Here is a 19,697-nt window from a genome sequence, read left to right on the forward strand (position 1 = left end):
GCCGCCACCGGCACCGAACTGCCGCCGACGGCGCGTTTCTCGAAGTACTCCTCGGTGTTCGCCTCCCGCTCGGCCACCGCCGCGGGCTCCTCGAGCGGCGGCGGCGTCGGCGCGACCGGCGTGACCGGTTCGACCGGTGCGGGCTGTTCGCTGGCGGGCTCGGGCAGTATCGTCGCCAGGCCCCGCAGCGCCCGGCCGAAATCGGGATCTACCAGGTCATTGGCCGGATCGTCCAGCGGCGTCACCGAACCGCCGTGCGCGTCGGGCTGGAAACGCCAGTGCGCGGCGATCACCGAACGCCCTGCCTGCCACTGCAATTGAGCGACCCAGTAGCCCTTCTCGTCCTTCCAGGCGTCCCATTCGGCGATATCGATGTTGTGGCCGCGCTCGGCGAAGGCGGCCGAGACCACATCGATGAGAGTTTCCACGGCCGGGCCGTCCTTGCGGACCGGATGCGCCTTCTGTGCCAACTCCGCGGCCCGCGCGCGCTCGAGCAGGACCGGATAGGCGAACCGCTCCACGCGGCTCAGCGGCATTCCGGATTCCTCGGTCACCTGCTCCACCGACGCACCGGCACGGATACGGGCCTGGATATCGCGAGGACGCATAGTCGCTTCCGTTTCGATCTCGATCTGGCCGAATCGGGCAAGGTCTCCTCGGGCGGCAGCACGCAGTTTCTCGTCGGCGGCGAGCCGGTACTTCTGTCCGGACTCGGGATCGATGCACACGATGTGCGCGGAATCGGGCGTCAGACCGATCACTCGAAGCTCACGCACCGTTACCTCCTTATCGCCGCGTCGATCACAGCAAGGCTCGCGACACCGCCCACGTTCTGGAACAGTAGTGCACTTCTGAGATTCATGTGGCAAGACACGCGCGCGGAAATCTCTCGGGAGACTTCCGCGCGCGCTATCGTGTTCAATTCAGCTCGCTTCGAGCAGCATGTCCGCGACCCGGCCGGATCGCCATTCAATGGCCGAAATCCGCTGAAACATCCGAACCCCCTGCCGAATTCGCCTACTTGGCGATTTCCTGGACGACCCAGTCGATACTACGCGTCAGTCGCGTGATGTCCTCGGGATCGATCGCCGGGAACATTCCGACGCGCAACTGGTTGCGGCCCAGCTTGCGATACGGCTCGGTGTCGACGATTCCGTTGGCGCGCAGGATCTTCGCCACCTGCGCGGCATCGACCGAATCGACGAAATCGACGGTGCCGACGACCTGCGAGCGATGCGCCGGATCGGTCACGAACGGGGTGGCGAATTCGCTCGATTCGGCCCAGGCGTACAGCCGCGAGGAGGAATCGAGCGTGCGCTTGACCGTCCAGTCCAGACCGCCGTTGGCGTTCATCCACTCGATCTGATCGGCCAGCAGCAGCAGAGTGCCCAGCGCCGGGGTGTTGTAGGTCTGATCCTTGGAGCTGTTGTCGACCGCGATCGGCAGGGACAGGAATTCGGGGGTGAACCGGCCCGACTCCTTGATCTCCGCGACCCGCTCGAGCGCCTTGGGGCTCATCAGCGCGATCCACAGCCCGCCGTCGGCGGCGAAGCACTTCTGCGGGGCGAAGTAGTAGACGTCGGCGTCGGCGATGTTCACCGGCAAACCGCCCGCACCCGAGGTGGCGTCGATGGCGATCAGCGCGTTCTCCGAACCCGCCGGACGCTGCACGGGCACCGCGACGCCGGTCGAGGTCTCGTTGTGCGCCCAGGCGATCACGTCGGCCTGCGGATCGGCGACCGGCGCGGGGGCGGTGCCCGGATCGCTCGAGACGACGATCGGATCGCCGATGAACGGGTTCTTCTTGGCCACCGTGGCGAACTTCGAGCTGAACTCGCCGTAGGTCAGGTGCAGCGAACGCTCCCGGATCAGGCCGAACGCGGCCGCATCCCAGAACGCGGTGGTGCCGCCGTTGCCGAGCACGACCTCGTAGCCCTCGGGCAGCGAGAACAGATCGCGCAGACCCGCGCGCACCCGCGCGACGACATCCTTGACCGGCTTCTGCCGATGGCTGGTGCCGAACACCGAGGCGCCGACCTCGACCAGGGCGCTCAGCTGTTCCGGGCGGACCTTGGACGGGCCACAGCCGAATCGTCCGTCGGCTGGTTTGAGTTCGGCGGGGATGCTCGGCAAGGCAACGGTCATGGCCCCAAGCCTATCGACCCGCCGCCCGTTCCGGCGCAGGTGGGTACCCACCGCGAGCGGTATGTCGCGCTCGTTACGGAGCTATTCCGGCGGCCCTCCGCACGAATAGCCGAAATGCCATGATGCGTCTGATATTCCAGCTACCGTGGAGCCATGCGGGAGCGCGCGAGCGAACGACCAGCACCGGTGATCTCGAGCACTCGTTCCGGCCTGTTCGGCCGGTGGTCGGCGCACTGGGGGTCGCCCGGCTTCGCGATGCGGCACGGCGCGCTGTCCGAACCGGCTCAGCGTGAGGTGCTGATGCGCGGGCTCGCGGGCACCGCGAGGATCCTCGGGGTGCGGCCGTGCCGGATGCCGCCGTTAGCCGGGCCGTCGGTGGTGATGCGGGACGGCGTGCGCGGCGCGGCGGGCAGCCGGACCGAACCGGGCCATCGGTTCTGGATACGCATCCAGATCGAGGATCTCCAGCCCTACGAGACGCGGATCCGCCAGCGCGTCGGCGAGTCCGATCTGGATGCGATGCAGCCCGGCGACGTCGTCGGCTGTCGCGTGGATCCGGGCGATCGCGACCGCGTGGTGCTGTACGTCCCCGGGCCCGAGGAGAACGCCCGGGTCGGCATCGCCAAGATTCTCGCCAACGGTCGTCGCGCCGACGCCACGGTGCTCGCGGCCAGTCCCGTCGCCGCCGACTACACCGGCCGCGACGATCCGGTCCTACGCCTGGACCTGGAACTGCACGCCTGGGACGAACCCCACCCATGGTCGGTCCGCATCATCCAGCCCGTCCCCCTGTCCGCCATCGAACTGGTCGATCTGGGAAGACATCTGGAGGTCGCCTTCTTCACCGTCGACCGAGGGGAATCGGTAGCCGTCGACTGGGCCGCCTCCACCTAGCCTCCGCTGCGCCCCCACAGATCACCCCGATCAACGCCAACCCCGAGTCACCCGAGTAACGCTCACTCCCGACAACGCCGACACCAAAGGCCGCGACCCGGGTCGATTCCGGACTGGCCGAAGCGGAGGAGCGGAAGAATCGCCCCTCAGGGGCGGCGGCCCGCCGGAGCGAAAACGTCAAGCCCGAGTCACCTGAGTTCCGCTCACCCTCGACAACACCACCCCCGAGTCACCCGAGTTCCGCCCACCCTCGAAAACACCAGCTCCGAGGCCGCGGCCCGGGTCGATTCTGGACTGACGGAGCGGGGGAGCGAAGCGGAGGCCAAAATTACAGCCGCACGAATTCGTAACCGGCGGAACGTAATCGGGGGATGGCGGCCATCATGCCCGGGGCCGTGCCGGATTTCGGGCGGTGCATGTGGGCGATGGAGATCGCGCCGGGGACGGCGGTGGCCATCTCGTGCTGGATCCGGGCACTGCTGAAGGTGGCTCCGGCGTCGGCGTTGATGCTGAATCCCACTGGGGTTTCACCGAGTTCGTGCACGATCTCGACGGCGATTTCGTCGTAGTGAGCGGTTCCGGTGCGGAAGAATCGCGGTGCGCGGCCGGTCAGCCGGATCAGCCGTTCGTGATTGCCCCACACCTCGTCCACCGCCTGCTGCGGGGAGGAGGTTCCGGCGATGCCGTACGCCGAACGTCCGGTCACCGACAGCGGACAGTGCCGGGTGCCGTGATTGCCGATTTCGAACAGTGGATTGTTCGCCAGCGATTCCGCGCGGGCGGGATCGGCGTCGATCCAGCGCTCGTTCAGAAACAATGTCGCCGGAATGCGTTGGGATATCAGGAAGTTCATCAGAACTTCATTCATCTCGTCGTTACCGGGACCACCGCAGGCGTCGAAGGTGAGCGCCATCTGTTTGCCCGCCGGGGCGAATGTGGTGATGATGCCCGGCAGGGCCATCCCCCATTTCGTGGGCCGCTGCCCGTGGTGCGCGGCGGCGACCGCGGCGGGCTGCGTTCCCGAAGCAGACTGTGCCGCGGGCGCGTCCACGGGCACGGCCGCGGCCGTATTCGTCCTAGCCGCGAATATGGCCGCGGGGTCGCGCGCGGCGGTGACGGGTAGCGGCTGTCCCGTCGCGGCCGGCAACGTCGCGGACGTCGGCGAGGAACCCCAGGCCTCGGCGCAGGCCGCGAGACCCGCGGCAGCCATCGCTCCCGCGGCCAGCAGACCGCGTCTGGAGAGAACTCGATCGAACACGGCACGGATCGTACGGGAAGTCCCGGTAAGCAATTGCTTTCATTGAAACGTGTCGAGAATCGGCGGCACCCGGTCGTTCCTCGCGAATTCATCTACCGCACCCGGCCGCCCATCCATCGATGAGAACGGGCGACCGAAAGACCTCGTAGCGGTCTAATTCCCGGCGACCGACGCCCAACCGGCAACCGACTCCGGGCTGCGCGGCGCGGGCCCGGTGTATATCGCCGCCGGGCGCACCAGTTTGCCGAGCTGTTTCTGCTCCAGGATGTGCGCGCACCAGCCCGCGGTGCGGCCGCAGGTGAACATCGCGGGCATCATGTGCGCGGGCACCTCGGCGAAGTCGAGAATGACCGCGGCCCAGAATTCGACATTTGTCTCGATGGCGCGATCGGGACGACGCTCCCGCAATTCGGCCAGGGCCGCCTGCTCCAGCGCGAAGGCCACCTCGTATCGCGGCGCATCCAGCCGCTTGGCGGTCGCGCGCAGCACCCGCGCGCGGGGATCCTCGGCCCGGTACACCCGGTGGCCGAAGCCCATCAACTTCTCCTTGCGATCCAGAATGCCCTTGACCAGCGCACGAGCATCACCGGTGCGCTCGACCTCCTCGATCATCGGCAGCACGCGGGCGGGCGCGCCGCCGTGCAGCGGACCGGACATCGCGCCGATCGCGCCGGAGAGCGAGGCGGCCACATCCGCGCCGGTCGACGCGATCACCCGGGCGGTGAAGGTGGACGCGTTCATGCCGTGCTCGGCCGCGGAGACCCAGTAGGCGTCGATGGCCTGGGTGTGCCGGGGATCCGGGTCGCCCTTCCAGCGCGTCATGAACCGCTCGGTGACCGTCGTGCACTCGTCGATCTTCTTCTGCGGCACGGCGGGCTGAGAGATGCCGCGAGCGGACTGCGCGACGTAGGACAGCGCCATCACCGAGGCGCGCGCCAGATTCTCCCGCGCGGTCCGGTCGTCGATGTCCAGCAGCGGCTGATAACCCCAGATCGGGGCGAGCATGGCCAGCCCGGCCTGCACGTCGACGCGCACGTCACCGGTGTGGATCGGCAGCGGGAACGGCTCGGCCGGGGGCAGGCCGTGACCGAATTCACCGTCCACGAGCAGCGCCCACACATCGCCGAAGGTCACCCGATTGGCGACCAGATCCTCGATGTCGACGCCGCGGTATCGCAGCGCACCGCCGTCCTTGTCGGGTTCGGCGATATCGGTGGTGAATGCCACCACGCCTTCCAGTCCGCTGACGAAATCGGGGGGTACGGCGGGGCCGGTGGATGCCGCAGCGCTGGTAGTCATGCGGTGACTCTCCTTGCGATTCGGGCCGCACGATCCCTGGGCGGCCACGGTGTCTCACTGCGACGCGCGAGGTAGCCGAAGGTTCACTCGGACGTTGCGCCACGCGCGTCGACCGATAAGAACCTTAGTCCTTCTCTTACTGCGGAGTAACCTCTGGTCCATGCGCGACGAGGAGAATTCACCCGGTTCCGCGGAAGCCCGAGTGGGATTTCCCACTGGAAATTCGACCCCCGCATACCCCGATGTGGGTGCGGCGATGCGTGCGGAAATGGATATCGCCGCCATGCGCGCGGAATACGGCGGCGATCCCGATCTCGACGAATCCTGGCTCTCGGACGGCTGGGAACCGTTGCTGCGCAATTGGATCGAACAGGCTACCCGGGCCGGTATCGCCGAGCCGAATGCGATGGTCCTGGCCACCGTGGAGATGACCGGCGCGGGCCCGCGCCCCGCCTCGCGCACGGTGCTGTGCAAGGGCCTGTCCCAGGCGGGTGTGACTTTTTACACGAATTACGATTCGGCCAAGGGAAATCAGCTCGCCGCGATCCCCTACGGCTCGATCACATTCGCCTGGCCCGCGCTGGGCAGGCAGGTAACCCTGCGCGGACCGGTGAAACAGGTCGGCCCGGAGACGACGGCGGTGTACTGGCGCTCGCGGCCGCGCAATTCCCAGCTAGGCGCCTGGGCCTCGCAGCAGTCCCGCCCGGTCGCCTCCCGCGCCGATCTCGACCGGGCCCTGGACAGCGTGATCAGCCGATTCGAGGGCGTCGAACACCTCCCGGTCCCCGCGAACTGGGGCGGTTACCAGCTCACCCCGGAAACGGTCGAGTTCTGGCAGGGCCGCCGCAGCCGCCTGCACAACCGCATCCGCGTCACGCTCGAGGTCGGCAACCCCGACGTCTCCGCCATGAAAGTCGAGCGCCTACAGCCGTAAGCTGTGTTTTTGGCCTCCGCTTCGCTCCGGCGGGCCGCGACCCCCCAAGGGCCGATTCTTCCCTCCTCCGCTTCGCTCCCCCGCTCCGTCAGTCCAGAATCGACCCGGGACGCCTTTGGTGTTGGCGTTATCCGGGGCGGACGGAACAGGGGTGTCCCTGGACTTCGCCTCCACGGTTCAGGGGCTGCGCTCCCGGCTCCGGCAGACCGAACCGACCCGGGCCGCGGCCTTGGTGTCGGCGTTATCGGGGGTGGGCGGAAGACCGGCGATCCCGTGATGCCGCCAGACTTGCAATCATGGGATGAATCACTCGAAATTGGTGTTCGCCGACGTTTCGGAGGCGTTAATGTTCCGTCAGTGAAATTGCTCGCCGACATCACCCCGCTGCGCAACCAGGACTTTCGCCGCCTGTGGACGACCAATATCGTCACGGTGGTCGGGGCGCAGCTGACCGTCGTCGCGGTGCCGCAGCAGATCTTCCAGATCACGCACAGTTCCGGGTATGTCGGGCTGTCGGGTCTGTTCGGGCTCGTGCCGCTGATCGTGTTCGGGCTGTGGGGCGGTGCGCTGGCCGACGTGATGGACCGGCGCAAACTGCTGATGATCACCACTGTCGGGACGGGTCTGACCTCGGTGCTGTTCTGGGTGCAGGCGCTGGCGGGGGTGAACAACGTCTGGCTGGTGCTGGGCCTGTTCGCGGTGCAGCAGGGGTTCTTCGGAGTGAATCAGCCCACCCGCAGCGCGATCTATCCGCGGCTGCTGCCCGGCCATCTGCTGCCCGCCGCCAATTCGCTCAACGCGACGGTCATGCAGTTCGGCGCGATCGCCGGGCCGGTGCTGGCGGGAACGCTGATCCCGGTCGTGGGCCTGTCGACGCTGTACCTGATCGATTCGGTGGCCCTGCTGGCCACGCTGTGGGCGGTGTGGCGGCTGCCCGAAGTGCCGCCTACCGGCGACGCCCGGCGGGCCGGATTGCGCACTGTCGCAGACGGATTCGCCTACCTCACCACTCAGCGGATCCTGCTCGCCTCCTTCGCCGTCGACATCATCGCGATGGTGTTCGGCATGCCGCGCGCGCTGTTCCCGGAACTGGCCCACGACACCTTCGGCGATCCGATCACCGGCGGCACCGCGCTGGGCCTGCTGTTCGCCGCGCTGTCCGCCGGCGCGGTGGCGGGCGGCATCTTCTCCGGCTGGCTCTCGCATCTACGGCGGCAGGGTCTGGCGGTGGTGGTGTGCATCGCGCTGTGGGGTGCGGCCATGGTCGGCTTCGGGGTCGCGGTCGGCGTCACCGGACATCTGCTGAGCACCACCGTCGGACTCTGGATCGCGGTGGGCTGCTTGGCATTCGGCGGCGCGGTGGACATGTTCTCCGCGACGTTGCGCACCACCATGTTGCAGCAGGTGGCCACCGACGAGATGCGCGGCCGACTGCAGGGCGTGTTCACGGTGGTGGTCGCGGGCGGCCCGCGCCTGGGTGATGTTGCCCACGGTTTTGCGGCCGCGGCCCTGGGTACCGCGGTCGCGGCGGCGGGGGGTGGCGCCCTCGTGGTGGTCGGAATGGTGCTCGCGGCCCTGGTCTTTCCGGCCTTCGTACGGTACCGAGTGGCCCGCGCACATGCCGAAATTCCGGTGGTGTGACCATCGTGTCCCACTACCACGAGACCCCCTCGGAGCTCATCTCGAACAGAGGTGACCGTGAGGTAGTTAACCAGACCCTCACGATCCACCGCTATCGGCCAGCGGCTAGCGTTGAAGGAAGCGCATCGGACACCGACCGTGCCCGATGCCTACCGGTTCTAGCCTGAGAGGGATCCTTCCGTGCCCGCTGAGAACATCATCAACGTCGACGACGACGCCAAGCCGGTATTGTCCTACCCCGGTGGCGAGTATCCGATGACCGTCACCAAGGCCGCCGAGGGTAACGACGGGATCGACCTCGGAAAGCTGCTGGCCAGCACCGGGTACGTCACCTACGACCCCGGTTTCGTGAACACGGCGCCGACCAAGTCGGCGATCACCTACATCGACGGCGAGGCCGGCATCCTGCGCTACCGCGGGTACCCGATCGAACAGCTCGCCGGGCAGTCCAATTTCATCGAGGTCAGCTATCTGCTGATCTACGGTGAGCTGCCGACCGCGGCCCAGCTCGAGGACTTCACCGACCGGATCCGCCGGCACACCCTGCTGCACGAGGACCTCAAGCGCTTCTTCGACGGCTTCCCCCGCAACGCGCACCCGATGCCGGTGCTCTCCAGCGCGGTGAACGCCCTCTCGGCGTACTACCAGGACTCGCTGGACCCGCGCGATCCCGAGCAGGTCGAGCTGTCCACCATCCGCCTGCTGGCCAAGCTGCCGACCATCGCGGCCTACGCGTACAAGAAGTCGGTCGGCCAGCCGTTCCTCTACCCGGACAACTCGCTGTCGCTGGTGGAGAACTTCCTGCGGATGACCTTCGGCTTCCCGGCCGAGCCCTACGAGGTCGACCCGGATGTCGCCGCGGCCCTGGACATGCTGCTGATCCTGCACGCGGACCACGAGCAGAACTGCTCGACCTCCACCGTGCGCCTGGTCGGCTCCTCGGACGCGAACCTGTTCACCTCGGTCTCCGGCGGCATCAACGCGCTGTGGGGCCCGCTGCACGGCGGCGCCAACCAGGCCGTGCTGGAAATGCTGGACGGCATCAAGGATTCCGGCGGCGACGTCAAGGAGTTCGTGCGCAAGGTCAAGAACAAGGAAGACGGCGTGAAGCTGATGGGCTTCGGGCACCGCGTCTACCGCAACTACGATCCGCGCGCGACCATCGTCAAGAAGACGGCGGACTCGATCCTCACCAAGCTCGGTGTGCAGGATCCGTTGCTGGACATCGCCAAGGCGCTCGAGGAGGCCGCGCTGACCGACGACTACTTCGTCGAGCGCCGCCTGTACCCGAACGTCGACTTCTACACCGGCGTCATCTACCGGGCGATGGGCTTCCCCACCCGTATGTTCACCGTGCTGTTCGCCATGGGCCGCCTCCCCGGCTGGATCGCCCACTGGCGTGAGATGCACGGCGAGCCCATGAAGATCGGCCGCCCCCGCCAGATCTACACCGGCTACGGCGCCCGCGACTTCACCGGGATCTCCGGCCGCTGAGACGAATTCGACACGACGCCCGCCTCCGATGATCGGAGGCGGGCGTCGTCATAGCGTTGATCTCCTCAATTCATAACTGGCCGAGCCGCTTTCGAGCTCAGCTCCGTTCAGCGGCGGCACCCGGTTCGCGGACTCCGTACGATGCCCCACGGTGAGTCCCGAAACTGCCCGAGTAACAGGGAATTTCGCCGTCATCGACAGCAATCCAGGTCAGCCGTACCGGCGGCGATGTACGGTCCGGCGACGCGGACTCTGCTACATCACGGGCCCTGGCGTGCCCGGAGAACCGCCGCATCCGGTGGTCCGGCACCGTGCGGGCCGGATCGAGCGGATATCCCGGGAACCGAATCGAGGCGCGCCCCGTCTAATCGAATCGAGAGCATGAACGATCCGCCCATCGTCGGGCGGATACCCAAGTCCGTTGGGGGGCTATATGACAACCGAAGATACCGGTCACGATCGGCAGGTTCACGGTGGGTCGGCGCGCAGCGAGTTCGCGCGGCGGCTCTCGGCGCTGCATCGGGCCGCGGGGGCGCCCTCGTTACGCAATGTCGCGATGCTGGCCCAGTTGCGGGCCAAGGAGGCCGGGGAGACCCGATCGGCGCTGGCCTCGGCGCAGCGCATCAGCGATTGGCTCAGCGGGCGCAATGTGCCCGCGCGATTCGAATCGCTGCTGCCGGTGCTACAGGTGCTGGGCGCGCGGGCCAAGCGCCGGACCGGGAATGCGGGCGAGGCCGTCAACACCCGGGCGTGGCGGATGCTGTGGACGGCGGCGCGGTCGAGTCCGGCCGACGCCACCGGCGCGACGACGCAGCGGCCGTATCCGGTCGGCGATTACACCGAGCAGCACGAGGCGATCTTCTTCGGGCGGCGGCGCGCGCTCACCACGCTGCTGACCATGGTCCGGATGTCGGCGACGCCCCAGCGCCGGGCCGATGTGATCGTGCTGACCGGCGCGTCGGGCGTGGGCAAGACCTCGCTGCTGCGCGCCGCACTCGTTCCGGCGCTGCGCTCGGAGGGCGGCAGATGGGCGGTCACGATCCTCACCGCGGGCCGCGACCCGCTCGCCACATCGGCCCGAACCTTCGGCGACACAGCGGATCTCGCCGTCGGCGGGCCGGATCTCGAGGTGGTGCGGCAATGGGCGGGCGAGGCCAGGCCGGTGCTGATCGTGGACCAGTTCGAACAGCTCTACCGTCCCGAGATCGACCCCACCGAACGCGCGGCCTTGCTGATCTGGCTCAAACAGGTGTCCACCATCGGCACCGTGCTGATCTCCATCCGATCCGACGATCTGGTCTCCTGCGCGCAGTACCCGTGGCTCGCGGATGCGGTGCAGCACAACAGTTTCACGCTGAATCCGATGCTGCGGCCCGAACTCACCTCGGTCATCGTCGGCCCCGTGCGCAGCTGCGGCGCCGCGGTCGATCCGGGGGTGGTCGATCTGCTGCTCACCGCGCTGGACCCGGATCGGCCGAGCCTGGACAGGACGGTCTCGAGCCCCGGCGAGCTGGCCGTCCTGTCCGCCACCATGCGGTCGCTGTGGGCCGCGCACACCGGCGAGCGCATCGATGTCGCCGCATATCGGAAGGTCGGCGGGCCGGCCGGGGAGATCGCGCGGATCGCCGAACACCGCTGGGCCGAGCTGACTCCGGACGAACAGGTCGACGCCCGCCAACTCCTGCTGGCCCTGATCGCCGTGCACCGCGACGGCAGCTATTCCCGGCGGCGCATACCGACCGCCGATCTGCTGCGCATCGCCGCCCGGACCGGATCGGGCCGCGATCTGGTCGATCGCCTGATCCGAACGCGGCTGATCGTGGTGGAGGTCCGGCACGCCGATCTGCTGCACGACACCCTGCTGAGCTGGGACCGCCTGCGCGGCTGGATCGCGGAGAATCGCGCATTCCTGCTGTGGCGCCAGCGAATCGAGGACGACGCGGCCGAATGGTGTTCTGCCGAACGCGATCCCAGCCTGCTCTATCGCGGCAGCCGCCTCACCACCGCGATCCGGCACGCCGATCCCACCGCCAACGTCGCGGCGACGGAATTCTTGCGCGCTTCGGCCCGCGCGGAGCTGGGCGGATCCGCATTCGCGGCCGAGCACGATCACCAGACCGGTTACGGCTACCAGAAAGTCGCCGGACAATGATCGGCAGCTCCGCGGGGATCGGGCGGGACGTGGCAGGGCGGGTCGCAGCCGGGAAAACCGGGCGCGAGCGGGCACACTGGATGAAATGACCGACCATCCCGACGAGCGGGCCGAGCAGGGTGCCGACGCACCGAGCGAACCCTCCTCGAACGGAACACGCCGGATGCCGGTCTGGCTGCCGCGGGCGATGCTGCTGGCCTTCGCGCTGCTGGGCGTCTATCAGATCACCGACTGGGCGGCGCACAAGCTGCTGGGGATCTTCACGATCATGCTGGTCGCGTTCTTCGTCTCGCTGGCGACCGAACCGGCGGTGAATATGCTCTCCGCGCGGGGAGTGCATCGCGGTCTGGCCACCACGGTGGTGTTCGTGGCGCTCTTCGCCAGTGTCGCAGGGTTTCTCGCGGCATTGGTGACGCTGCTGGTGGAGACGGTCAGCAACCTGCTGCACGAACTGCCCGGGCTGATCAACCGACTCGTCGAATGGATCAATCACACCTTCCACCAGCACTTCACGGTGGATCAGCTGCGTGACCGCCTACTGCACGACTCCAATGTGCTCAACAACTACGCCCAGACCGCGGCGAACAACGCGTGGGGCCTGTCCAGCACGGTGCTCGGCGGATTGGCCCAGGTACTGACGATCGCGCTGTTCAGCATCTACCTCACCGCCGACGGCCCCAAGCTGCGCCGCACGGTGTGCTCGCTGCTGCCGCCGGCCCGCCAGCGCGAGGTGTTGCACGCCTGGGATCTGGCCATCTCCAAAACCGGCGGATACCTGTACTCCCGGGCCCTGCTGGCGGTGATCTCCGCACTCGCGCACGGGGTGTTCCTCGAGATCCTCGGGTTGCCCAACGCAGTCGCGCTCGGCGTGTGGTTCGGTGTGGTGGCCTCGTTCGTCCCGACCGTCGGCACCTATCTCGCGGGCACCCTGCCGGTGCTGGTGGCCCTGACCATCCGGCCGATCGATGCGGTGTGGATCATCGTGTTCTCGGTCGTCTACCAGTGGTTCCAGGACTATCTGCTGCAACCGCGCATCACCGCCCGCACCGTCGATGTGAACGCGGCGGTGGCACTGCTCGCGGTACTGGCGGGCGGCGCCCTGCTGGGCGCGGTCGGCGCGCTGCTGGCGATTCCGGCCACCGCGACGGTGCAGGCGTTCCTGAGCGAATACGTCAGGCGGTACGAGGTCGCCGAGGATCCGCGGATCGAACGCACGACCTCCCGTTATCGGCGGCTGTGGCGACGTTCGCGGAAGTAGTCCGGCACGGCCTCGACGCTGCAAGGTCTTGTTAAGCGCTTGTCGAGTCGGCTGCGGGATCGTCTCCGATGTGAGGTTCGGCGGACCTCACGATCCGGTCACCGGCTCGGCCTGCCTCGGAGGGGATGGCAGGACGGCCGGGTGACGGACCGGATCCACCTCGGCAACACCGCGCGGGCGAGGGGGACGGGGCGAAATCGGCGTGCGGAGTCGTCCCGATACGTGCAAAGGTGCAGGTATGACACAGACGTCGGGGATAACTCTGCGCTCCGGTACCGCGGCCGATGGCGATGCGGTCCGGCTGCTGGGCGATACCGGTTTCGGTGTGGTGAGCGATCCGGTCGAAAACGAACGGACTCGTCGCCTGTTCTCGCTCGAGAACGGCATCGTGGCGTTGGAGGGTGATCGGGTAGTCGGGTTCACCAGTGCGTATCCGCAGACGCTGACCGTGCCGGGCGGACATCCGGTCAAGGTGGAGTCGCTCGCGAATGTCACTGTCGCACCGACACATCGGCGTCGCGGCATCCTGCGCGCGATGTACACCGAACAGCATCGGCGCACCGAGGAACGCGGACTGCCGCTGACCGTCTTCACGGCCAGTCAGGGCGGCATCTACGGCCGCTTCGGATACGGCCCGTCGATCTGCGAGCAGCGTATCCGATTCGATCGCCGGTTCGCGCAATTCCATTCCGGCACACCGGATCCGGACGGTGTCGAAATGACCGCGATCGCCGAGGCCCGGCGCGTCGTACCCGCGATCTACGACCGCTGGCGGCGGGTGCGGCCCGGTGCGCAGTCGCGCCCGGAGCCCGCCTGGGACGCGCTGTTCGCCGATCATCCGCGCTTCCGCGGCGGCGGGACCGAGTTGTTCGCCTTCACCCACCCCGACGGTTATGCGCTGTACCGCTACCACCGGCGCGAATCCGGCGCCGCGATCGAGGTGGTGGAACTGCGCGCGGTCACCACGGACGCGCACGCCGCGCTCTGGCGGGCGCTGTGCGCACTCGAACTGTTCGATCGGATCGAGGCGACGATCGCCCCGGACGACCCGCTCCCGCACCTGTTCACCGATCCGCGCCTGGTCCACACCACGAGCCTGCGCGATGCGCTGTGGTCGCGGCTGATGGACGTACCGGCCGCGCTGACCGCCCGCTCGTACCTGGCGGATCTGGATATCGTCGTCGCGGTGCACGACCCGTTCCGCGCGGCGGGCGGCGTCTTCGAGCTGCGGGTGCGCGAGGGCCGCGCCGAATGCGCGCCGACCACCCGCGAGGCCGACGTCGAACTCGGCATCGACGTCCTGGGCTCGGTCTATCTCGGCGCACACCGAATCCGGAGAATGGCTGCGGCACACCGCATCCGAGCCAAGGACGAGGCGGTACTGCGGGCGCTGGACCTGGCCTTCCAGACCGACCGCGAGCCGGTTCTCGGCTGGAGTTTCTGACCGCGCCACCGACCCGGCCGGCTCACCCTCTCGCCCTGCTCCACCGGAACCCGGCACGTCTCGCCGCGGCGGCTCGTTCAGGTGCGGGCCCGCCGGAGTGGCCTGCCCGGGTGCGCACTGGCATGCTGGAAATCGTGGAGACGATTCGGTTCGTGCTGAATGTGATCTGGCTGGTGCTGGCCGGTTTCTGGATGGCGCTGGGGTATCTGCTCGCGGGGGTGATCTGCTGCATACTGATCGTCACCTTCCCGTTCGGCGTGGCCTCGTTCCGGATCGCGAACTACGTGCTGTGGCCGTTCGGGCGCGAGGTCGTCGCGCGGCCGGGTTCGGGCGCTCCGTCGATGGTCGGAAACGTCATCTGGTTGATCTTCGCCGGATGGTGGCTGGCCCTGGGGCATCTGCTCACCAGTATTCCGCTGTTCATCTCGATCGTCGGAATACCGTTCGGCTGGGCCAATTTGAAGCTCATCCCGGTGTCGCTGATGCCGCTGGGCCGCGAAATCGTGCCGAGTGAAAGCGCTTTCGGGCGCTGAGGCCACCCGCGCGGCGCGCCGCTATTCCGATTCGTCCACGATCTGGGTCATGATCCCGACCGCCTCGCGCAGCACGTCGAGCTGAGCGGCGCTCAGGCCGGAGAGCTGGGCGGTCATCCACTCCTCGCGGGCATTGGCCTCGTCGGCGATCAACGCCCGGCCCGCGTCGGAGAGCGAGACGATGATCTGGCGGCCATCGGTGGGGTGCGGAGCGCGGTCGACCAACTGCATTTCCGACAACGACGCGATCACGCGCGTCATCGAGGGTGGTTGCACTCTTTCCTTGGACGCCAGGGCGCCCGGAGTCATGGAGCCGTCGCGATTGAGGGTCGCCAGGGCCGAGAGCTGGGTCAGCGAAATCTGAGCCTCGGCGCGGCGACCCCGCAGATGTCGGGTCAGCCGAACCACCGCCAGGGAGAGATCGGCGGCTAGGGCTCGTATATCGGAAGCCGTTGTCACAGAGCTGAACGATACGTGACACGCCGGACGGGAGCTGTTCGATCGCGACGGTATCGTTGGCATCGTGACCTCCGACGTGCCCGAGATTCCGCCGCGCCTGACCGATCCGCGTCCGGTACTGGCCCTCGGCAGCATCCTCTGGGCGATCGCGACGATCGCGGTCTGGGTGAACGACAGCTGGGCGCCCGCGCGGCCGATCTGTCTGATGGGCTTGGCCGTGGGATTGCTCGGCTACATAATCTTCATGATTCAACGTCGCGGTGCGCGGCGCGGTGACAAGGGTGCGCAGAAAGGCCTCTGAGGCGGACTTTTTCGCGCTCGCGAATTGACTGTTCGCGTCCTTCCCGCTTAACTGCGTGGGTGTCCTCCCGTTTGAGCGTCGAAGAACGCCGCGCCCACCTTATCGAGGCCGCTATCGGCCTGGCCGAAAAAAAGGGCGTGGCCGGGGTAACCACCCGTGACGTGGCGCAAGCCGCCGGAGTTTCGCTCGGTGTGGTGCATTACTGTTTCGAAAACAAGGACGCGCTGATGACCGAACTGGTCAAGGCGCTATCGATGGAATTACGTGATTCCGTCGAGACCAACGAAACGGTCTGGCAGGGCGTCGGAAGTGGAAAAGAATCGCTTCAAAATCTGGTGCGCGCGAGTCTGGAACTCCTGTGGCTGAACATCGAAGCCACACCCGAACGACAGTTGCTCACCTACGAAACCACAACGTATGCACTGCGGGAAAGTGAACAAACTCCGGCAAAACTGGCGATCGCGCGCGAACAATACACATTCAACGACTCCACCGTCGGCGATGTCCTCGAACACGCCCGCGACGCCACCGGCACCCGGTGGTCGGTGCCGGTCACCACGCTGAGCCGATTCACCCTCGCCGTCATCGACGGCATCGTGCTGCGCTGGCTGGTGGACAACGACAGCGAGGCGGTCCGGGCGCAGCTGGACGTCCTCGCGGAGATGATCACGACGTACGCGCAATAGATTGCGCGCGAACGTGAGTCACCTCGCCCTCGCGCCACCACGGCACCTCGACGGTCGCCTCGTACGCGCCGCTCAGGCGTACGCGCAGATCCTCGTGCAGGATCAACGGCGCGCCCGCCGGGGCCGACCCGAATTGCAGCCGCAGGACCACGCCCAGCGGTTCTTCCCGCCAGCTGCTCACCCGGCCCGCGCCGAGCACCTCGGCGGTGACCGCCTCGGAGACCAGCGGTAGATCGAGCAGGGTGGACAGGGCTCGCGCGGTGCCGCGATCGCCCACGACCAGCCGATCCGGGGGAACCGCCAGGCCGTAGCAGGGTTCGTCGAGGATCAGGGCGTCGGCGGGGTCGATCACCGCGCCCGAGAGTGCGCGCACCCGCTCGGGCACGGCCAGCTCGTCCAGATCGAGCAGGTCCAGATCGGCCGCGAGCCTGCGATGTGTCTGCGAAATCGCTTCCGGGGAAGGGGTTTTCGTGGGATCGGCCAGTGCGTCGAGCAGGGCGGCGGCCAATTCCCGGGTGATGACCTGCGGATCCGCCAGCACCGCGTGCAGGGCGGCGATGTCGGCGGGGTCGAGATCGGCCGGTGCGGCCAGCAGACCGGCGAACACCTCGTCGCCCGGCGCGCGGAACAGGCCCAGCGGCGTGCCGCCGATCCGCGCGTGGTGACGCAACCACCAGGCGGTGTAGCCGTCGCGATCGGCCAGGCAGCGTCGCGCGCGAGGCTCGGACAGCAACAGCCGCAACGCATTCGGCCAGGCGTCGTCGTCGACCAGATCCAGATCGCGGACGGCGATCAGCTCGGGTGGATCCTCCGCGAGGGTCTCCCACCAGGTCTCTTCATCGTCCAGATGATGATCCGGACCGGTCGGGTCGAGCTCGGTGACCACCGAGAATTCCCAGCCCACGCCGATCGCGCGCAGCGCGTGCTCGCCGTAACGATCGAGCGTGGCGGAATCGACCGTGCCGAGCGGGGCATCGGGTGCGAGCACCCCGGCCAGTGGCGCACCCGGCAGCAACAGCTCGTCGGCGGGCAGCAGCTCACCGTCCTCGCCGGGCAGTTCCAGCGTGCCCAGCCAGGCCGGGAGCGCGGACGGATCGGTCACCTGCGCGGCCAGGCGCAGCACCGCCTCGACGGTATCCGGATCGGCCGGATCGTCCTGCAATGTCGCCTCCAGCGCCGGATCCGCGAGCAGATCCTCGATGGTGGCCTGCCGCGCGCCCAGGCGGCCCAGCAGATCGTGCGCCGCCTCCGGATGCACCAGCCGCGCCCAGTGCACCGGCAGCGCGATCTCCGCGGTGAGATCGTCACCGTAGGGGACGTCCACGAGCTCGAGCGCGTCGCCCAGCACCACCGTGCGCGGCCCCGTCACGCGACGGCCGTCGGCCAGCGGCACCGCGAGGGCACCGAGTTCCTCCGCGGTCAGCGGGTCCACCACGAACGGCTCGAGCGCGTCGTAGAGCGAATACCACCACTGCGGTGGACGTTCCAGGCTCGAGGACAGCTCGGCGATCCGCGCCAGACCGATCCGGTGTACGTCCAGCACTGTCAGCGCGTCGGACCCCGCGCGGTCCGAAAGTTCGGGAATCACCAGCGGGCCCAGCATATCGGCCAGAAGTTCGGCCAATTCCGTTGTCACGCCGGGGAATAGACTCGCTCGCGCGGGCGAGGCGAGCGCAACTCCCGGATACCGCGTCGCGGCGGCATCAGGTTCCACCGTCCCGCCGATCGAATCAGCCACGGCGGCAGCGGACTTCACCGTGCTCGCAGCTGCGAGCGCTTCCGGGCGATGACCAGCCGAGCCTCCGGCAACGGTGTCCGATTCCGCGCCAGGATCGATCAGGTCTTCCGGGGCAGTGGCGATGTCCGTCGTGGAGTCGGTGTACTCCGCGGCGGTGTCGGCCATGTACTGCTGGATGTGCGGCCCGGCAGGCGACGCCGAGTCGTCCACAGCGGCATTCGAATCCACGGCGTCGGTCGTGGATTCGGGTTCGGCCGGGTCGTGCGCGGCGGTGACGGAGTCGCTTTCGAACCGGGGGACGACTGGATCGACCCTGGTGACGTCATCGGGCGCGAGGTACGGATCAGGTCGTTGGGTGCCGGTGGGGTGGGCCGGTACCACGGGGAGCCAGGGTTCGGTGCGCAGTTCGGTGACGAGGGCTTCGCGCAGCAGGGCGTCGGTCTCGCTGCGGGCGAATCCCGGGGCGGGGACCAGGACCAATCGGTCTCGGGGCGGGAGGGCTCGGGCGAAATCGGCGTAGCCGGAGGCCAATTCGGTTATCCGAGCGCCGGGCAGCAGGCGGCGGCGGTCGGGTTGCATGGCGATCTGCGCGATGAGCAGGGCGGGGAGGGACAGTTCCTCGTCCGAGCGAGTGGGGGCGCGCAGTACATCGTGTCCGGCGGGGGCCGGGCGGCCGTCGGCGATCGGCAGCAGCCACCGGGCGCGGGCGGTCTCGAACTGCCACCAGATCCGTTCGCCGAATGCCGGGCCCGACAGTGTCAGCTGTCGCAGACCGCCGCCGAGTTCGATTGATTCACTGCGTATTTCGTCCTCATCGATCCGGATGGAACGCAGGGCGGGCAGTTCCAGGAGCAGATCGGTGGACTCGGTGCGCATGGCGGCCGACAGAGCCGCGATATCGACGTCCGCGCGCAGGTGAACGACGACCTCGCTGTCGAATCCGTCGGCGGGGGCCACTTCGAGCGGCCAGGTCAGCCGCAGCGCGGGCGGCTCGAACTCCGAATCCTCGGGCAGGGCAATCTCGTTGCGGCGCAACTCGTCCCGCGTTCGTTCGCGGGAGAACAGCAGAGCGCCGGTGCGGGAACGGAATTCGATCTCGTCGCCGACGCTGAGCACGGCGGTGAAACCCACACCGAACCGGCCGACCGAGGACTCCGCGGCGGGCTTCGCCGACGCCCGCAGCGCGGTCAGCGCGTGCACACCCGAAATATCCAGCGGCACACCGGTATTGGCAACATGAAGAGCCCGGCCCTCGAACCACGCGGCCAGCCGTCCCGGCACACCCGCCCGAGCCGCGGCATCGGCGGCGTTCTGCGCCAGCTCGGTCAGCAGCCGATCACGGTATCCCGCACGCACCAGATCGGCCTCGGTGGCCGCGTCCTCACGCAGCCGGGTCGGCGACCCACGCCACGCATCGAGCACCCCCGCCCGAAGGCCCGCCGACCCGAATGGATCCCCCAC

The 19,697-nt window shown here is 68.0% G+C and carries 16 protein-coding genes; 10 read left to right on the forward strand and 6 right to left on the reverse strand.

Annotation, left to right across the window (positions count from 1 at the left end):
- Both sepH and serC read right to left on the reverse strand, forming a co-directional pair.
- A partial coding sequence (sepH, locus tag NM2_RS17855; protein WP_218025944.1) for a septation protein SepH occupies positions 1 to 776 on the reverse strand: 776 nt, incomplete at its 3' end.
- A gap of 241 nt (positions 777 to 1,017) precedes the next feature.
- Positions 1,018 to 2,145 (reverse strand): phosphoserine transaminase, encoded by a 1,128-nt coding sequence (gene serC, locus NM2_RS17860; protein ID WP_067670014.1) that lies wholly within the window; start codon positions 2,143 to 2,145, stop codon positions 1,018 to 1,020.
- A 153-nt stretch (positions 2,146 to 2,298) separates the two neighbouring features.
- On the opposite strand from serC, the gene NM2_RS17865 reads away from it, so the two are divergent.
- On the forward strand, positions 2,299 to 3,039 hold the full coding sequence (locus NM2_RS17865; RefSeq protein WP_245718090.1) for a hypothetical protein: 741 nt from the start codon (positions 2,299 to 2,301) through the stop codon (positions 3,037 to 3,039).
- 328 nt (positions 3,040 to 3,367) lie between these two features.
- Here NM2_RS17865 and NM2_RS17870 read toward each other — a convergent pair whose 3' ends face one another.
- Both NM2_RS17870 and NM2_RS17875 read right to left on the reverse strand, forming a co-directional pair.
- Entirely contained in the window at positions 3,368 to 4,297 is a 930-nt protein-coding gene (locus tag NM2_RS17870) for a polysaccharide deacetylase family protein (protein ID WP_245718091.1), read from the reverse strand.
- Positions 4,298 to 4,450: 153 nt separating this feature from the next.
- Entirely contained in the window at positions 4,451 to 5,596 is a 1,146-nt protein-coding gene (locus NM2_RS17875) for a citrate synthase 2 (protein ID WP_067670017.1), read from the reverse strand.
- Positions 5,597 to 5,852: 256 nt separating this feature from the next.
- On the opposite strand from NM2_RS17875, the gene pdxH reads away from it, so the two are divergent.
- The 7 genes from pdxH (at position 5,853) to NM2_RS17910 (ending at position 15,052) form a co-directional block, all read left to right on the forward strand.
- Entirely contained in the window at positions 5,853 to 6,530 is a 678-nt protein-coding gene (pdxH, locus tag NM2_RS17880; RefSeq protein WP_084531198.1) for a pyridoxamine 5'-phosphate oxidase, read from the forward strand.
- 357 nt (positions 6,531 to 6,887) lie between these two features.
- Positions 6,888 to 8,171, forward strand: coding sequence for an MFS transporter (locus NM2_RS17885; protein WP_067670019.1), 1,284 nt, complete (start codon positions 6,888 to 6,890; stop codon positions 8,169 to 8,171).
- A gap of 180 nt (positions 8,172 to 8,351) precedes the next feature.
- Positions 8,352 to 9,665 carry a citrate synthase gene (locus NM2_RS17890; RefSeq protein ID WP_084531190.1) on the forward strand — a complete coding sequence of 438 codons (1,314 nt, stop codon included), beginning with the start codon at positions 8,352 to 8,354 and terminating at the stop codon, positions 9,663 to 9,665.
- 433 nt (positions 9,666 to 10,098) lie between these two features.
- On the forward strand, positions 10,099 to 11,817 hold the full coding sequence (locus NM2_RS17895; RefSeq protein ID WP_067670021.1) for an ATP-binding protein: 1,719 nt from the start codon (positions 10,099 to 10,101) through the stop codon (positions 11,815 to 11,817).
- 85 nt (positions 11,818 to 11,902) lie between these two features.
- Positions 11,903 to 13,075: an AI-2E family transporter gene (locus NM2_RS17900; RefSeq protein ID WP_084531192.1), complete on the forward strand. Its 1,173-nt coding sequence runs from the start codon at positions 11,903 to 11,905 to the stop codon at positions 13,073 to 13,075.
- A gap of 238 nt (positions 13,076 to 13,313) precedes the next feature.
- Positions 13,314 to 14,519: a GNAT family N-acetyltransferase gene (locus tag NM2_RS17905; RefSeq protein ID WP_067670023.1), complete on the forward strand. Its 1,206-nt coding sequence runs from the start codon at positions 13,314 to 13,316 to the stop codon at positions 14,517 to 14,519.
- 143 nt (positions 14,520 to 14,662) lie between these two features.
- Positions 14,663 to 15,052, forward strand: a complete 390-nt coding sequence (locus NM2_RS17910) for a YccF domain-containing protein (RefSeq protein WP_305781657.1) — start codon at positions 14,663 to 14,665, stop codon at positions 15,050 to 15,052.
- Positions 15,053 to 15,073: 21 nt separating this feature from the next.
- Here NM2_RS17910 and NM2_RS17915 read toward each other — a convergent pair whose 3' ends face one another.
- The gene (locus tag NM2_RS17915) at positions 15,074 to 15,511 is read right to left on the reverse strand and encodes a MarR family winged helix-turn-helix transcriptional regulator (RefSeq protein ID WP_067670028.1); all 438 of its coding nucleotides are present in this window, start codon (positions 15,509 to 15,511) and stop codon (positions 15,074 to 15,076) included.
- Positions 15,512 to 15,575: 64 nt separating this feature from the next.
- Between NM2_RS17915 and NM2_RS17920 the strand changes: the two genes are divergently transcribed.
- Together NM2_RS17920 and NM2_RS17925 are read left to right on the forward strand one after the other, a co-directional pair.
- Positions 15,576 to 15,812 (forward strand): DUF2530 domain-containing protein, encoded by a 237-nt coding sequence (locus NM2_RS17920; protein WP_067670030.1) that lies wholly within the window; start codon positions 15,576 to 15,578, stop codon positions 15,810 to 15,812.
- A gap of 59 nt (positions 15,813 to 15,871) precedes the next feature.
- Positions 15,872 to 16,498: a TetR/AcrR family transcriptional regulator gene (locus NM2_RS17925; RefSeq protein ID WP_067670032.1), complete on the forward strand. Its 627-nt coding sequence runs from the start codon at positions 15,872 to 15,874 to the stop codon at positions 16,496 to 16,498.
- On the opposite strand, the gene NM2_RS50665 is transcribed toward NM2_RS17925, so the two are convergent.
- On the reverse strand, positions 16,479 to 19,697 hold the full coding sequence (locus NM2_RS50665; protein ID WP_174575646.1) for a sacsin N-terminal ATP-binding-like domain-containing protein: 3,219 nt from the start codon (positions 19,695 to 19,697) through the stop codon (positions 16,479 to 16,481). The genes NM2_RS17925 and NM2_RS50665 overlap by 20 nt on opposite strands.

This window comes from Nocardia miyunensis NBRC 108239 (assembly GCF_001613065.1).
GTDB lineage: Bacteria > Actinomycetota > Actinomycetes > Mycobacteriales > Mycobacteriaceae > Nocardia > Nocardia miyunensis.

Coding starts and splice junctions, on each gene's coding strand:
- serC (WP_067670014.1), bottom strand. CDS start 2,145: ATGACCGTTGCCTTGCCGAGCATCCCCGCCGAACTCAAACCAGCCGAC.
- NM2_RS17865 (WP_245718090.1), top strand. CDS start 2,299: ATGCGGGAGCGCGCGAGCGAACGACCAGCACCGGTGATCTCGAGCACT.
- NM2_RS17875 (WP_067670017.1), bottom strand. CDS start 5,596: ATGACTACCAGCGCTGCGGCATCCACCGGCCCCGCCGTACCCCCCGAT.
- NM2_RS17895 (WP_067670021.1), top strand. CDS start 10,099: ATGACAACCGAAGATACCGGTCACGATCGGCAGGTTCACGGTGGGTCG.
- NM2_RS17900 (WP_084531192.1), top strand. CDS start 11,903: ATGACCGACCATCCCGACGAGCGGGCCGAGCAGGGTGCCGACGCACCG.
- NM2_RS17905 (WP_067670023.1), top strand. CDS start 13,314: ATGACACAGACGTCGGGGATAACTCTGCGCTCCGGTACCGCGGCCGAT.
- pdxH (WP_084531198.1), top strand. CDS start 5,853: ATGCGTGCGGAAATGGATATCGCCGCCATGCGCGCGGAATACGGCGGC.